General features: G+C 51.7%; 12 protein-coding genes and 1 tRNA gene. 1 reads left to right on the top strand and 12 read right to left on the bottom strand.

What is annotated here, in order from left to right; genetic code table 11:
* Positions 1–194: 194 nt before the first annotated feature.
* From ACIP1X_RS05510 to ACIP1X_RS05500, 3 genes are all read right to left on the bottom strand, one after another.
* Positions 195–947 (bottom strand): hypothetical protein, encoded by a 753-nt coding sequence (locus ACIP1X_RS05510; protein WP_400750094.1) that lies wholly within the window; start codon positions 945–947, stop codon positions 195–197.
* Positions 937–1947, bottom strand: a complete 1011-nt coding sequence (locus ACIP1X_RS05505; RefSeq protein WP_400750092.1) for a hypothetical protein — start codon at positions 1945–1947, stop codon at positions 937–939. The genes ACIP1X_RS05510 and ACIP1X_RS05505 overlap by 11 nt, the downstream gene beginning before the upstream one ends.
* Positions 1948–2724: 777 nt before the next feature.
* Positions 2725–2819: transfer RNA gene (locus ACIP1X_RS05500), tRNA-Pro, on the bottom strand.
* Between the two features lie 165 nt (positions 2820–2984).
* On the opposite strand from ACIP1X_RS05500, the gene ACIP1X_RS05495 reads away from it, so the two are divergent.
* Positions 2985–3386, top strand: a complete 402-nt coding sequence (locus tag ACIP1X_RS05495; protein ID WP_400750089.1) for a hypothetical protein — start codon at positions 2985–2987, stop codon at positions 3384–3386.
* A 516-nt stretch (positions 3387–3902) separates the two neighbouring features.
* Here the strand turns inward: ACIP1X_RS05495 and ACIP1X_RS05490 are convergent.
* The 9 genes from ACIP1X_RS05490 to ACIP1X_RS05450 form a co-directional block, all read right to left on the bottom strand.
* Positions 3903–5810: an AAA family ATPase gene (locus tag ACIP1X_RS05490; protein ID WP_400750087.1), complete on the bottom strand. Its 1908-nt coding sequence runs from the start codon at positions 5808–5810 to the stop codon at positions 3903–3905.
* A 781-nt stretch (positions 5811–6591) separates the two neighbouring features.
* Positions 6592–7017, bottom strand: a complete 426-nt coding sequence (locus ACIP1X_RS05485; protein WP_400750084.1) for a cell wall hydrolase — start codon at positions 7015–7017, stop codon at positions 6592–6594.
* A gap of 43 nt (positions 7018–7060) precedes the next feature.
* A complete protein-coding gene (locus tag ACIP1X_RS05480; RefSeq protein ID WP_400750082.1) occupies positions 7061–8386 on the bottom strand; it encodes a hypothetical protein in 1326 nt (441 codons plus the stop codon).
* 21 nt (positions 8387–8407) lie between these two features.
* Complete coding sequence (locus tag ACIP1X_RS05475) at positions 8408–9088, bottom strand: hypothetical protein (RefSeq protein ID WP_282352839.1); 681 nt, start codon at positions 9086–9088, stop codon at positions 8408–8410.
* Positions 9088–9399 carry a hypothetical protein gene (locus ACIP1X_RS05470; protein WP_400750257.1) on the bottom strand — a complete coding sequence of 104 codons (312 nt, stop codon included), beginning with the start codon at positions 9397–9399 and terminating at the stop codon, positions 9088–9090. Before ACIP1X_RS05470 ends, ACIP1X_RS05475 begins: the two co-directional genes overlap by 1 nt.
* A gap of 15 nt (positions 9400–9414) precedes the next feature.
* The gene (locus ACIP1X_RS05465) at positions 9415–13002 is read right to left on the bottom strand and encodes a phage tail protein (RefSeq protein ID WP_400750078.1); all 3588 of its coding nucleotides are present in this window, start codon (positions 13000–13002) and stop codon (positions 9415–9417) included.
* Between the two features lie 57 nt (positions 13003–13059).
* Positions 13060–13674 carry a tail assembly protein gene (locus ACIP1X_RS05460; protein WP_400750076.1) on the bottom strand — a complete coding sequence of 205 codons (615 nt, stop codon included), beginning with the start codon at positions 13672–13674 and terminating at the stop codon, positions 13060–13062.
* A 414-nt stretch (positions 13675–14088) separates the two neighbouring features.
* A complete protein-coding gene (locus tag ACIP1X_RS05455; protein ID WP_400750074.1) occupies positions 14089–14415 on the bottom strand; it encodes a hypothetical protein in 327 nt (108 codons plus the stop codon).
* Positions 14416–14432: 17 nt separating this feature from the next.
* A complete protein-coding gene (locus ACIP1X_RS05450; protein ID WP_400750071.1) occupies positions 14433–14774 on the bottom strand; it encodes a hypothetical protein in 342 nt (113 codons plus the stop codon).
* Between the last annotated feature and the right edge of the window lie 27 nt (positions 14775–14801).

Genomic DNA, 14801 nt, shown 5'->3' with positions numbered 1-14801 from the left:
AGCCTGGATGAAGAGAACCTTCAGGTTTGACATATAACTAACAAACAACACCCCAAGGCAACGCAGATAAGAAAGCTATCCTTGGCCGGCCAAGGCATCACCATATGGTGATATCAATGCCGACTGCTAACCAAAAAAACTTAATCCAGCGATGTCGAAAACCGCGCGAACCCACTGACTTGTGTCAAGTTCTTCTACTCGGCACCACTCATTGCAAATTTAACCGCTTCAAAATAGTCATTAACAACAACTGTTGCAGATGAAATATTAGAAGGCACATGCCAACTTGGAAGGAAGCCACCAGGAAAATAAGCAGCATTAAATCCAGCAGAAATGGCGGGCAATACATCTCGATCTAATTGATCACCGATCACCCATTGAGAATCACAATCAACCGACTCAGATATACGACAATACAACTCACTTGTTTTAGCCCCTTCAACGCAGGCAGATACGAATTCACTCAAGCGATGAATCCTGAGGCAGGAATCGATACGCGATTTCGCCCCCTCTGTAGCTACGACTATAGTCGCACCATATTCGGCCAACTGTGCAACCCCCTCTAACACGCCCATCCTAAGGTCTGGAGTTAAGGAGATAGTTTCAGTGAACTTTTCTATAGCATTAGAATATCTAGCAACTGTGGCAATCTCTCCCTTCAAAACACTATCGACGGAGTGAGTAACGGACCCTCCTCTCAAGCGACATTCAACCCCAGCAATAAGTAATTCAACTGGATAGCGCAACCCCTTCGCATGCATAGAAGCAATCATTTGGTCAACATCACGTATGTATTTCAAACGATCCGGGGAACCGCAGGCGATGCCGAGAAGATCCTCAACTGACGCAAGCAATCCAAGGTGGGCGCGCTCAAAAATCGCGTTAGTATCCCATAATGTATTATCTGCATCAGTAACCCATAGGAGTGATTTAGATTTAGTTTTCATACATAGCAAGGACGTTCACATCCCCCCCCTGCTTGAGAGTTCCGACTATTTTAAGGCCGAATTTTTTACAACGCCTGATAGTCTGATAGGCAAAAACACCAGAGTTGAATTCACCCCTTGGCGTTAAATGTAAATGCAAAGGAATAATATCGCCGCCAGAACGAGCCATTAGTCGATAGTCGATCCAATCATACCGAGCACCCTCGCAAGCTCCGTCCTCTACAACCTCCATTGCTATTTTTGAATCAAAAATCAAATCCAAGCTTTCCCAGTACAACTTGTTTGCGGCTGGTGACTTATCCGAAGGATAATCCGGAACAGTATCTTTTCCAGGAGACTTACCGACTAAATCCTCAAATAGCCTCTTAACCTTTCCGCTGGTTAACTCACCAGCCATTGGAATCAACTTACTTTCTGCTGGCAAGTCCAAAACTATCAACGGCCGAGGACTACACCCATTAATACACTTAGAAACATCATCCCACGTTAAGTTTTTACCATCAGTATCATTGAGTATAGACACGTCACTCGTAGTCCAAAATATCTGCCCAGGATAATGCTCAGCATAGAAGCTTACAATTTTTTCAAATCTCATTTCCGCCGATTTGTTTGCCTCTTGTGTCAGACTTGAAGAGAGACTCGAACTTCGCACTTTCTTTTTAGAACCCTTCCCAGTTACAGAGGATTTGGCAAATGGAGGAATGCCATACTCAACCGACAATGCGGCTTCGGTTTGATATTCAGATCCTTCGGATGTAACCGTGCCAATAACGCGTGACGCAGTATCAAAATCTGGCCGAGAAAGGGCATCATATAACTGGCGCACCGCTACACTATCTATGAATAATGGAATGTCGACAACGAACCACAATTTTTGCCATTTTCGAAGACGCGCATTAAAAGCGGCGTCTCCAGTACTTGGAGACAACCAAAGTCCAAACCTACAAACCAACTGCCCCAAGCGAAGAAAAAGAGCCCCAAGCTTTTTAATTAAATACATAATCCCCCCCACAAACCAAATCAAAAAAATCAGGTAATCCGTGCCTGCGCTAACATCATACTAAATTTCAAACCTGTTGCCGAAACGTGACTCTGGCAAACCCATCACACTTCACCACTCTCTAAATCAACCATGGTGATCAATTAGCCGCCCTGAAATGCCGTCTTTCATTGTCGATTACTGCCATCGGGCCAGCATTTGGAGGAGAGTGCCGTGCGTCTACATCCGGTTTTCATAGTAGCCAAGCAAGGTGAAAAAACAAGCGATTGTATTGATTTGGCTGGAGTTCCTCCCCCGCAAATCCGCACCATAAACTCAATCATCGCCATCAGTTGATACGAGATGCGACTCTCGGTCATACGCAACCTGCCGTGGATGTGCATTACTTCCGAACAGCGCAGTTACCAAACCCTCCATTTTGACTGGATCGCAGGTTTTAGGGATACGAATGTATCTAGCCGACAAGATTGCTGCACTCAAGGCGCACGTTATCTACGAGAGATGCCTCAGGGTGTCGGTTTTAATGGGAGATTGTTAATCGTGGAGGCCGCATGATGCCGTGTACAGGCGCCAAAACCCTACAATGCCGAATATTGGGAAAAAAATGGAGCCTGGCGCGGCATTAACTACGCCAATCATCGTGCTACGCAGTCCTAATCTGTCGCCAAAGTTACAAATGCGACGAGCAGCAAAAAATCTGTGGGGGTAAATGCGGGGGTATTTTTCATACGTGAAAAAGCCCAACCTTTTCAGATTGGGCTAAGCCATTGATAAATATGGTCGGGACGGAGTGATTCGAACACTCGACCCCTAGCACCCCATGCTGGGGACAGTAGCGACCTAAGCAATTGTTTCATAAGGTAAACGTCCCTTTTTCAAGGTAGCAAAACATCCGTTTTTTTGTGCTTATGCAAACGGAAACACGGGGGCGCCAGAGGAGGTTTTGCGCAATTTTTTTTCACAGCCACGTGACGACCCTTGGAAACTGTACGATCCTCGATTACCGTTCGTTCAAACAAAAGCAATGGAATGTCAGTATGAAAAAACTAGCGCTGTCTTTGATTTTTATCTCGGTCACAGCCTGCTCCACACCGCCACGGCCAGAGCCTGCAAAGCCGCTGATTCTTTACCGATATCCGATGAGCGAAAACGCAGTCAAGCTTGCTCACACGATGGCGAGTTACGATCTGAAGGATCCGGATAGTGCAAAGTTTCGTGATACTTTTTTCGTGACACCCGACAGCAGAGGGGAAGCGAGAGACAAATCGAAAGACTCCTGGTGTATCGAGATCAACGGCAAAAATAGCTACGGCGCCTATGCTGGGTTTAGCTGGGCACTCCTTCCAGCGGGTGGTAAGTCAGTCATCATGGGCAGCTCGCCGGCCGGTGTAATCGCAAGCCAGCTTTGCGCATCTGCGATTTATCCTCCGGCGGCATAGGTTCGCCACTACTATGTCAAGGCGACCATCGAACCTACTTAACCAATTGATCAAAAGGAAAAATCATAATTTTAGCGCACCTGTTAAAACAACTCATGATCCTATAAGAATCAGTAATTTTGCTTTGTAGATTGCTACGATAATCCTCTGCCTCCGGTGTCCTGCCGCCCCATACTCAATCCAAACTCTACAGTACATCGCCTCACTCATGCCCGCTTAGCCCAACACCTATAATAATGTATATAAATACACGATACATGCAGTAAATCACGCAGCATGAATATCGAGGAAATGAATAAATTCGGCTCCTGCACTAGGGCGCAACTCTCGACTAACAAGTCTTGCGCATGAACATTTTCTAGAGGGATACGCAAAAATACTTTTTTGAAAATTACTCACCTGAAGTACGGCAGGCAAATACTTCCACAACAACAAACAATACCAATCAGTAAGAAGGCATGTATTTCATGCTTGAAACTCAACCAGATCAAAAACCCATAAGAAAAATTCAAAAATCTATTTCTGAAGATTCAAAAGAGATTCCACCAACAATAATGGAATAAACTCACCATCTGTCACCTTCAACATACTTAAACGAACAATCTCTTTTTTGACGCCATCTTCAGTTTGTCCATTCTTCGCAAGCCAAGGGTATTTCTTTATAATTTTGTCGCGCCACAACAAATGGCCATTATGATTAAAATATCGCGCATCGGATAATACACGCTTACCACCAACATATTCAATCAAACAATTTCTTTCATTTTCTACACCTAACAAATTCAGAATATATATATCAACACTTGCCTGAAGCAAATCATCATCTTTCAACCACTCCTTGAATGACGTGTCTTGCCCACACACATCCTTCATAGATAATCGCGCCTCATCTAACAAATGCGCTTGCAGCAGAGTACATATAGGATCAAACACTAAATTTTCAATTGCATAGCAAGCTCCCCCACCTACTACATATATAAACCCGTCAGATTTATTTCTCTCATCTCTATCTATGAGTCCTCTCACTGTAGTACTACCTCCGCCGAGGAGATACTCAACAGTTCCAACCACCGCAGAACATCCTCCAACACCATTAATTGCTTTGGTATACAGCTCCACTTCCGCGACAGGTAAATTACCGAAAAACTGACGAAGCTTTTCTGAAACCAATTTTGCTGGATACTTCATACCGGCACTTATAAAATTCAAACTTATTTTATCATCCAATAAATCCGCGTAACGCGAAATACCCTGATAAAGCATTTGATAAATATCAACATCATTTGAACTTTCAACATAGATCTGCCGCCTGTTATGCGGATTAATTGATATCTTTGTAACGCCTTTAAGAAGATTAGAAATTGCTTCATCCTGATCAATCGACAGCACTTCACCTCCCGCTACTATATGAATCGATTCACTAGGTGCAAGAGCTACAGTGGTCGGCGAATGGGTTGCAATTATGACCACCAACCCCATCGAGGAGTTAATCGCAGCAAAACAATCAATCATCTTAACAATCATTGAGGGATGCAAAAAAGCATCAGGCTCATCCAACAACAACAAGTGTTTTTTAGATATATCACCCTTCGAAGCTCGGGTTTCGAAAGTCTTAAATACAATCCACAAAAGAGTTTTTTCACCCGAGGATAAATCGTCCGCCACAAGAGGCACGTTACCATTAGTTAACACTAAGGATGTGACGAATTCCGGATCGTACATCGCTCCTGGCTCAACAAATTTAAATTTACCTCCAAAAGTCTCATTCAATATAGAGTTCAATGTAATCCAAGGTGGACAGCCGAATTTAGACTCAAATTTTTCACCGGGACAAAAATAGACATCTTCACGCCCTTTAGCCTCACTCAACCATTCATTGTAAAGATTATCATCCCTAATCTTCATATAGGTGTTAAAAATCGCACCTATAGCGTACACCCCATAGTTAAATCCATCAAATTCATCATAAAAAGCTTCAACTTCACCAAATGACAATTCACTTGGTTTCTTTTGTAACTTGTTTGCTATATCACCAAGAATTCTATGACCTGCCCCCCATGTAATTCCGCTCTGCCCTATACCTGCAGAATATGAGGGATCACTTGAATCCAAAGGATGATCTAAATTATCTTTTTTTTGCTCCATAACAACTTTAAGAGATCTAATTTTTTCTTTTCGAGCCCCCTCTTCATAATTGTAATGAAAATTAGGCGCCAGCTTATCTTGCTCAATCATTTCTATTGCACCGAGCGAAATAACTTCACCATCTTTAGCAACAGAAATAGCACCATTCTTTATGGCGTGGAGCAGCCTTGTTTTACCTGATCCATTTATTCCAGTAAGGACGGTCAATCCTTTCTCAAGTTTCAACACATTAGTTAGTTCAAACCCTTTATACGCCCTGACCCCTGAAAACAATAGCAATTCGAATCCTCCTAAACGCACTAAAAATTATTATTTGCAGAAAATCTTAATACAATCTCGCCCTACTAGGATACTTCGCTGCATAATTTCACCATAGCAAATATTTTTTAATACCACCACACACATTCAATGACCCATCAAAAATTCGATTGTTTAGACAAACGTCTCCAGTAAGTGGAGATGCGATCAAGATGCTTGGCATCTTTCGACGCAACCCATTGATTTCACAACCAGTGCTCCACTGTTTTCGCAATCCAGTTGCATTCAACCAAGTTAATTACCTAGTACTTTCCAAATTTATGCTTTGCACGCCTGCAGTTCGGCCCGCCCCTTTAACCGCATCGGTGATGGCGATATTTTTTAGGGTTCGTCGGGGCAAGTTGGGCCTTTACGGACGCATGATTCACGGCCCCGGCGGAAGCTATCACGCTGCAGCTCTTGGCAACGTCGGTCGCGTCGAGGAAGACTGACAGCCAGACATCAGCATTGGCGAGGCGAATGCGCAGGCAATCCTGATCACGTAGGGCATCGCTCATTTTCGTGAAGTGTGTGTGTGTGTGTGTGTTCGCTAATCGCCAGACTTTTCTCGACCACGAGATGCTTGTCGTACTCGGCCTGTTGCGCCGCAACAGCAGCCAGTATCAGTTGGCTGAGGCCTTCGCAGCGCATCGGGCTTGCTCTGCTAACCGATTTCCATAGCGCCAAGCCTTGGAATTGCCATGCGGTGCCAGCGCAGACCAACACAAGCGCCAGCGCGCCAGTACCTTTGCACGGTGGGGCATCACGTGACATCCTTGAAAAACACGTGCCCGCCCAACTTCTGGCTTTGCTTTGCCTTAGCTGCCCATGCGGGGGGCGTCTTCATGCTGAGGGCGTAATAGTGCGTGGCGCCGCCAGTGGGATCCGGCACTTTGCCGTCGATCACCTGGTCAGCGGCGATCCGCGCCTGCGCCAGTTCGCGAAACGGGATCTGCCTCACGCCGATCAGGAACTGATAGTTCGGGTCAGTCTTGTTCCAGCAACTGAACTGGTACGGTTTCTGGCAAACGCCCGCATACCCCTCCCCCCACCACGACTTCTCCTTTCCATCGAACACGCGGTTTCGAACAGTCCATGCCACAGCGATCTGGCCGGCCAGACTCTCGCCGCGAGCCTCCCCCCACAAAGTGCGTGCAAGGACGTCGCGATCTTTCTCGGTGGCACTCATAACTTTTCTCCAGGCAAAAAAATACCCGCTCAATGGCGGGCTGTTATTCGTTTATAGGATCGGCAGGCGGCGGCTGATAATCGGGCTGCGGCATTTCCAAGCGAACGTCGATCCAACTGTTGAGCGGCACATCCAGCGGTGCACCGCGACCGGGAAGCATCTCGCCGTCGTCGGACAGCGTCCAGCGCTGCTTGAATAGCCGGATGGTCACGGTACCGTCGGTGTCTTGTTCGCTCTCTGTGATGCCGAGCGTCCCGCCGCCGTCCGGCGAACAAGGGTCTTGAGTGCGCCAACCTTCAATTGCCAAGCCGAGACTACCGGTGATTCGATACTCTCCGACGCCGAGGCGCTCGACATGCACCCCCTGCGCTTCGTTGTTCGCAACACCCCATGCCCCGGCAGATTCAAACGTCTGCTCCTGAAGATCACGACGGTGGCTATCAGCGACGTTCGCAATCCGTATGATCGGCGAGGCCGCCGATAAAACGCCGCCCGATCCTCGAGTCGTGTTCCCCGTGTGATAGAGCTTTACCCAAGGAGAGAAGCCAACTGTTGTGGAGTTGTAGTAACGGTACGCCAGCTCCGTACCCAAGATGCTCATCGCAAACTGGCTAAAAGTTTGGGCGTTGTAGGAAATCGTGAAGCTTGTGCCGTAAGGAAATCCCGGCTGAGTCCCGGCAGGGTTCACAATCGATTTAAATTCGGTAGTTGTCAGCGCGTCGATATTGGCGAATGCAGGTGCTTGCCCACCAAGCCCAAAAGCGCCAACAGGCATTGCATTGCCGGCGTTATTACCAAGCGCGGCAGTGGCGGCGGATCCCAAACCTAAGCCTGCTCGAGCAGTAGCTTGTGAGTTTCCGCCGGTTCCTCCTTGAGCCACGCTTAAAGCAGCGGTCAAGCCAGCCAACGATGTAATGTCGCTGTTGGCGCCAGACTTTGCAGCACCCAGTGTCGATCGAGCCGCTGCTGCATCCGTGTCATTCAATAATCCCTGAATGAAGGCAGAGAGGTCGGTGATGCCAGTGCCACCTTTGCCTGGTGGAAGCACCTCATAGTTCCCGGTCGTGCCCAGCGCTGCCAGCTTTTCACCGTAGTTGGTGAGGATCGCGCGCACTTGATCAGACAGATCCTTCTGATATCCCTGAACCGGCGTTATCGAGTAGAAACCGCCAGCAGCTGTCGGGCCTTCGTAATTCGGCGAGATCGAGAGAGCGGTATTGCTGGCGATGTTGGTCACCTCGTACCAGCGACCGTCAGGCCCGCGAAAGCCATCCCCGACCCGGCTGTTGGCAATGAAGGCAGTGCCCGCACCGATCACCGCGTTGGAATTTTGGGTGACAGATACCGTTCCCGTTTTGTACCAGGGCATGGCTACATCCTATAAATGAGGTTAAACCGCTTGTTTGGCGAAAACCGCCGACAGGAAAAATGCGAGCGGATTGGAAGCTGCGACGGTGATGGCGTAGAGCTTTCCGTTGGGGAAATCCCACCAGCAGGCCAGGCTTCGGGGAATCGCACTACCGGCGGTCATAGACATGCCAAAGGTGTTTATCAGCATGAATTCGTTTTGCGGAAAATCGAAGGGTACAGAGTAGAAGATCCGCGTCAGGCCTTGTTCGCTGATGTCGCTGGTGGCATACGTCCAGTTCTGGAAAGCTCTGGTGAAGCTTGCGTTTGGAGTGCCGGAATCGAAGAGCAACCTGCCGCCTCCGTCCCACAAGCGCATCCCGTATTGCGCGACGGCTTGCGCCGCGAACGCGGCCACAAAATATCTCCCGTTCGGTTGCGCCGTATTCACGTTGTAGGCCCTGACGTAAAAGCCCGTCCAGTTACCTGCCGATCCTATGAGTCTCATCTGACAGAGGCCGGCCACTGCATTAACGGTGTCAGGGCGCACAAACACCAACGGCGGCTCCTGCGACGTCACCGGCCGTGCGAAATAGGTGGTTGAGCCCAACCCGCTCTCTTCTGTAGGGGAGAACCTTCCAGAGGAGATAACCATTAGACGGGCAAATTCAGTGTCGAGGGTGACGACGTTGCTGTTGTTGGTGAACTGAAGTCCGTAAGCCATCAGCTCCACCTCATAACAATCAATCTCATTGTGCCTGAGGAGGTGAAGCTCGCGGCATAAGTGCGGGTGTGGTTATACACGCGCACCACACCATCAAGCATTTCCGTCTCGAACTGCAGCTGGCTGCTGGCGTAGGCGCCGTTGGGGATAACAAAGGCCGTTCCGTTGCCAGGGCCAACGCCAGGCACCGCAAAATCCTGACTTCCCTTGTTCGCTCCCACCGCAAATGTCACTAACGTCGAAAGTGCAACGCGGATTGTGAAGGCGTTTTCATCGATCTGAAGTGCACCATCGGCACCCCAGATCCGCATACCGTAAGCCATTTATCACCCCAAATAGCCGAGACGAACGCGTAAAACATTGTTCGCGTCGTAGACCGAAACGTTGAGAGAGTTGATCACCAGCCGCCCCTGACCGGGAACAATGCCGTTAATCTCCAGCGTTCCGTCCTTGTTGAGGATCCAGCCTTGTTGACCGGCAATGTAGTTGGTGGAGCTGATGTAGCTACCGATTTTCGCGTTGGTGATTGTTCCATCTTGAATGAACGCGGAATTCATAAAGACCTGCCCGCCCTGCACTGCAAACGGAACAGACATCGCGCCGCCAGCAATCGTGTTGACGATGGCGAAGCGGTCAGCGCTCACCAGGAACTGGCTTTGCAACCCGGCTGGAGTGTTTTCAATTCCAAGCCCAATACCTGCTGCGATGTACTGTCCGGTGGAGGTGCTGTATTGCATCTTCACCGACCAGGTTGCAGCCAGCCTGCCGGTCACATCGTTGATGATTGAGGCGTTGGTCTCGATCATCGTCTTCTGCTGGCCTATCTGCGTACCTTGATTGCCGACAGTTGTGCCGAGCTGCGTTAATTGCTGCGCCGTGGCCTGCTGGTTGGTAACGACCACCTGTTCAAGCTCGGTGATGTTGGCTGCGTTCTCTCCAATCTTTGCGTCGAACGTTGTTATGCGCCGCGCCATTGCCTCGTTCTCGGAGGCGCGCACCTTCGACTCTGAAGCAAGCGACGCCGTACTGTTGTAGCTTTTGACCGCATCCGCGAGATCGCCAGCCCCATCATCGTCTCGATAGGAGGCGCGGAGGGCTTCGAATGCGGTGGCCTGTGCGGTGATCACGCCGTCGAGCTCCGTGATTTCGACGGTGTTGGTAGCGACTTGCTGAGCAAGTCCGTTCACCGTCTCCACGGTCTGGCCAACGTCCAGCCAGTAAGTCGGGTTCGGCGGTGGCGTATTGGCCGGCACCGGGCCGGTTGCCTGATAGATGCGCTTGCCCTGAACGACCAGGTCGTACTCAACGTAAGTTGCATCGGGGTCGTACCCCTTAAGTCCGTCGAGTGCATCGATCTGCGCCTGCAATCTCGGGATCTTTTCGATCTCAGCCAGCAAATCCTCACCGAGTTCCGTCTCGGTAATCTGGCCCTTGATCATTTCCAGAATGTCACTGGCGTTCGAGCTGGACTGGCCCTGCACTCCCAAGCCAATCGGATACCAAGGCCCGATGTTTCCGATCTTGTCGACGATGCGGCCCCAGAAGTACAAGGTCACACCGGCGGCCAAGCCGAGCATCGAGAAATCGCTTTGCGGATAGGACAAGTCCGTCAGCTTGGTCGCTGCATCCAGGCTGGTTGTCGGCCCGTACCAGATTTCCGTCCGCTGGCTGTCTTCCGCGCCAGCCGGGAAGCCCCACTTCAGATAGATGCCGAACAACAGTGGCGTGGCAGTCAGGTAGCTGAGAGCCGGCGGTAGTCCGTTCTTCCCTTTCAGGTTGGTCAGGATCGAGTTGCGCCACTGCGACGAGATATCGTAAGCGCTCACCGCGCGCACGCGAGCAACGTAAGCGCCAGCGTATATGCCAACGACGTCGACGTTGGTCATGCCGGTGCGCTGCACCTTGATCCAGTTGCCGCTGTCCTTGCGCCACTCCACGTCATAGCCCACCGCGCCATCCACAGCGGGCCAACTGATCGTCATGGTGGCCACGGCCAGACCTTGAACGACCGACGACGTGGACGCGAGAGCAACGCTGGCGGGCGCCGGTACCACAGTGATCGGAATGACGCTGATCGGACGTTCTTCCAGCCGCGCGCCCGTGTCGATGTAAGCGAACTTGCTCGGCTCGAACTGCAGTGCGCTGATCTCGAAATCGCCCTCGGTTGTGCGCTTGGTGCGCAGCACCCGGTACAGCGGAATCGCCAGATCGTCTGCATCGAGCGCCCATTGCAGTTGTGCGATCGGTGGTTCGCTGTAAGCGACAGTCACCGTCACCGCGCGTCCGTTGACGCTCTGCACGGTGCGACCTTCAGCGCGGCCGCCGGGCAGGTTGATGATCAGTCGATCTCCTGCCTTGGCCTGGGTGTCGCGATCGAGCGTAATAACCCGGCCTGCCGCCTTGGAGATTCGGCCGCCGACTTCACGTCCCGCCAGCAGCGAATCCGCCACCGGGATGATGTGCCCCGGCAGTGGAATAACACCTTCCATACCGGTCTTGAACGAGACGGTGCGGTCTTGGTTGTTGCTGAGGATCGCCCACTTGCCGCGGCGCTGCGCCTCCGAAGCACGCGTGCAGCCAATGGCACTCAACTCGGTCGGCCGGTCACCATAGCGCCGTTGCAGATCCAGATCGGCAAACGGAATGACGTCGGTGTCGTAGTTGTTCGCGGGGTTGTCGTAGCTGACCAGCGCTCGGGTGTAACGGGTTTTGGCCGAGGCGCTGCCGTAGGAGAACTTGCCGTCGATGACGTTCGAGCGGGTGAAGACGTAATCGATGTCCTGCGCGCGTGGCATGTCGGCCTGCATCACCAACTGGCCTTGCGCCCAATACGTCATGCCTCGGTAGATCGCCGAGATATCGCGCAGCAGCGACCAGGCATCGGCCTTGCCTTGCAGGTTCATGTCGCAAAGGAAACGCGGCTCGGTACCGCCAAGGCCGTTCGGCACCAACTGATCGCAGTACTGCGCGATCCGGTACAACTCCCACTTGTCGACCATGAACGGCTTGATGCGCTTACCCAAACCGAAACGGTCTTCGGTGCACACTCCATAAGTGATCCACGCAGCATTGTTCGTCCACGCCGACTTCATTGAGCCGTCCCACGTGCCGGTGTATGTGCGCTGCACAGGATCGTAATTGCTCGGCACCATCCAACGGCGAGCCTTGCACTTCACGGTTACGGCCGGGATGTTGGTGAACTGCTCGGCATCGAACTCGATGTAGAGCAGCGCGGTGTTCGGGTAGCGCAGCTTGGCGTCTATCACTTCGGTGTAACCGGCGACCAGCATGGTGTCAGCGATCTTGTTGCTGTTCTGGTTCGGCGTCAGCCGCCGTACGCGAATCTGCCAGCCCGTTGTCGCTTCAGGCAGATCGATACGGCGCGAGCGCTCGTAGCGCGTGGTGGTCTTGCCGTCGACCGCGTCCACCAGCACCTGCTGATAGGCGCCGCCATCGGTGGCCACGTCGATCGCGTACTCGATGCGATATCCGCCGATATTGCCTTCGTCATCTGCCCGTTGCAGCGCCGGCCATGCCAAGCGCACGCGCACCGCCGACAATTGAATGTTGCTGATGGAGCGCACCCACGCCGCGTCGCTGCGCAGTTCGATGTTCAGCGATGTCTCGTTCTCCACGGACGGAATGCCCGGGATGTATGTTTGATCCACGGAGCCCGGGCGCCAGTCCCACTTCACATTCGGGAAGTTGTAGTTGCCGCTGGCATCGCGGATCGGCGTGTTGTCCAGGTAGATGTCATAGTCGGTCGGGATCCCGTCGAACTCACCCTCGCCCACCGCAATCAGCAGCTTTGCCAAGTTGGTCGAGCGCAGGCTGTCGCTGGCTTCGACCGGCGACTTCGGCTTGCTGCTGCCGCCCTTCTCGCCGTGGATCTCGATCTGTTCTGCTGCGCCCATGCTTTCCTCCAGGCATAAAAAAACCGCCTCGCGGGCGGCTGTTGTGCTGCTGTCTGCTTACACCTTGTCTTCGGCCATGATCGAGGCCGAGATGATCATCCCACCCCACCGGCGTTCTCCGATGCAGATCGGTACCGGGTTGCCGCTGGCCGTGGTGTTCTTGGCGCTACCGAAGGCGTAGGACGGTGAGTTTTCAGGGGAGGCGCTTTGCGACAACCCCTTTGCTTGGGGGCTGAGCATTTGAATAACGCCACCGGCGGTCGAGGCTATACCTGCGGCATACAGCGCGGATACCGCTGGCCCGGAAAACGCACCGAACGGGTTGAAGTAAGCAAGTGCGATCAGTACGGCCCCAACCACTGTTTGCAGTACCCCGGCTCTCTTGCTGCCCGAGATCACCGGAACAATCTTCAAAACCCTCGTGCCGGATAAACCGAGCTCGCTGAGTCCTGCGTTTTTGCCGTTTCGATAAATCGCAAAGCGCATCCCAAGTCGATCAAGCCTTTTGATTTCCTCTTGGAATCCCGCAAGGATGACGCTGAGCGCTCTGAAGACCTCTGTCGCTTGGCCTGAATCCAGCAGCAAGTGATGGACTTCACCAAATTTGCTCGCGAGCTGTCTCGTTAGGAGAACCCGAGTTCTGGGTGTGTAATGCGCAACTGTGGCCGCCATGCTGTTCTCCGGGCAATAAAAAACCGCCCTTGGGCGGCTTGAAAAAAAATGGTCACTATCGGGAGCAATTCCTAACTACATCGGTAACGCTCGAGGATGGATCCTGCCAGGTTCGAAAGAAGTGGTAAGCAACTGCAGACCCGCTCGGAGTCGGCGTTACGTCAGCGACATGCCAAGGCGATTCTGGGTTCGGTGCGATCACCGAATATTTTTCACCGGAAGTCTGCAAGACCCCACCTACGCTACCGCCGATCAACGAAGTGCCCTGCCAACCATCACGGATGCACTCGGCCACATGTTTCGCGGACTTATTTGAAGACACCTTCACGATGGGCGGATTATTCCGAATGTCGTTCGTGGTCGCACACCCCGCCAACAGCGCTACTGCCAACGCTCCTATCAAAATACGCATTTTTACTCCTTAAAATTGGCGCTGAAGGTGAAAAAATAGAACGAGATTTTCTCGTTTTCAACGTCCCTCAGCTCGTACCGGATCCTGTCCAGACCTTCGTCGATGCGACTCACGACGAGATCCATAAATTGGCTTAGTCCGCCGCCGAAACCGTCCAGGTTCAGCGCACTGACGTCTTGGAAGCCAATAGTTACCGCACCTGTCTCAGGATCATCGGAAGACGACATCGTCAACGATAGGTTGTACTTAAAATCCTTTATTGCGATGCTCATGGAGTGAACACAATTGTGCTCGACCAACAGCTCGTTTAAGCGAGACAGATTACCCATGTTTATAAATCCAAAATTCAACGCTGATCGATTTCGATTTTTTGAGTTGGGTCAGGATTGTATTTCTGCCGTTTCAACTGTGGATCACCGACTGCTAAACAGAAAAAAAAGATCTCAGCTTCGCCGCAGCCTCCATGCAGCGCACATTCACTTGCCTGCATGTGATCGAGGAGTATTTCACGCCCCTGTGAGGCGCAAAAAACGTTCGCCTCTTTCAAGGCCTGCCCCTTAGCGGAGGCAGGGCCGCCGAAAGGTACGCGAGTTGAAATCGTGTACGTGTCGGGACCAACTTTGATCGGGCCACTGTCAGAGCAACCCGCCAATAGCGCAAATGCCAGCGCTCCTACGATCAGTTTCATGCAGGTCACTCCTGTGGAAATGCTGGC

Source organism: Pseudomonas sp. NPDC088885, from assembly GCF_044750025.1.
Lineage (GTDB): Bacteria > Pseudomonadota > Gammaproteobacteria > Pseudomonadales > Pseudomonadaceae > Aquipseudomonas > Aquipseudomonas rustica.
The sequence above is the reverse complement of the archived record's forward strand: the minus strand, read 5'-3'. Positions and strand labels throughout refer to the sequence as shown.

Excerpts from the sequence above, each read along its gene's own strand:
- ACIP1X_RS05505 (WP_400750092.1), bottom strand. The coding sequence starts at position 1,947 with ATGTATTTAATTAAAAAGCTTGGGGCTCTTTTTCTTCGCTTGGGGCAG.
- ACIP1X_RS05460 (WP_400750076.1), bottom strand. The coding sequence starts at position 13,674 with ATGGCGGCCACAGTTGCGCATTACACACCCAGAACTCGGGTTCTCCTA.
- ACIP1X_RS05495 (WP_400750089.1), top strand. The coding sequence starts at position 2,985 with ATGAAAAAACTAGCGCTGTCTTTGATTTTTATCTCGGTCACAGCCTGC.
- ACIP1X_RS05465 (WP_400750078.1), bottom strand. The coding sequence starts at position 13,002 with ATGGGCGCAGCAGAACAGATCGAGATCCACGGCGAGAAGGGCGGCAGC.
- ACIP1X_RS05480 (WP_400750082.1), bottom strand. The coding sequence starts at position 8,386 with ATGCCCTGGTACAAAACGGGAACGGTATCTGTCACCCAAAATTCCAAC.
- ACIP1X_RS05510 (WP_400750094.1), bottom strand. The coding sequence starts at position 947 with ATGAAAACTAAATCTAAATCACTCCTATGGGTTACTGATGCAGATAAT.
- ACIP1X_RS05455 (WP_400750074.1), bottom strand. The coding sequence starts at position 14,415 with ATGGGTAATCTGTCTCGCTTAAACGAGCTGTTGGTCGAGCACAATTGT.
- ACIP1X_RS05450 (WP_400750071.1), bottom strand. The coding sequence starts at position 14,774 with ATGAAACTGATCGTAGGAGCGCTGGCATTTGCGCTATTGGCGGGTTGC.
- ACIP1X_RS05475 (WP_282352839.1), bottom strand. The coding sequence starts at position 9,088 with ATGGCTTACGGACTTCAGTTCACCAACAACAGCAACGTCGTCACCCTC.
- ACIP1X_RS05470 (WP_400750257.1), bottom strand. The coding sequence starts at position 9,399 with ATGCGGATCTGGGGTGCCGATGGTGCACTTCAGATCGATGAAAACGCC.
- ACIP1X_RS05485 (WP_400750084.1), bottom strand. The coding sequence starts at position 7,017 with ATGAGTGCCACCGAGAAAGATCGCGACGTCCTTGCACGCACTTTGTGG.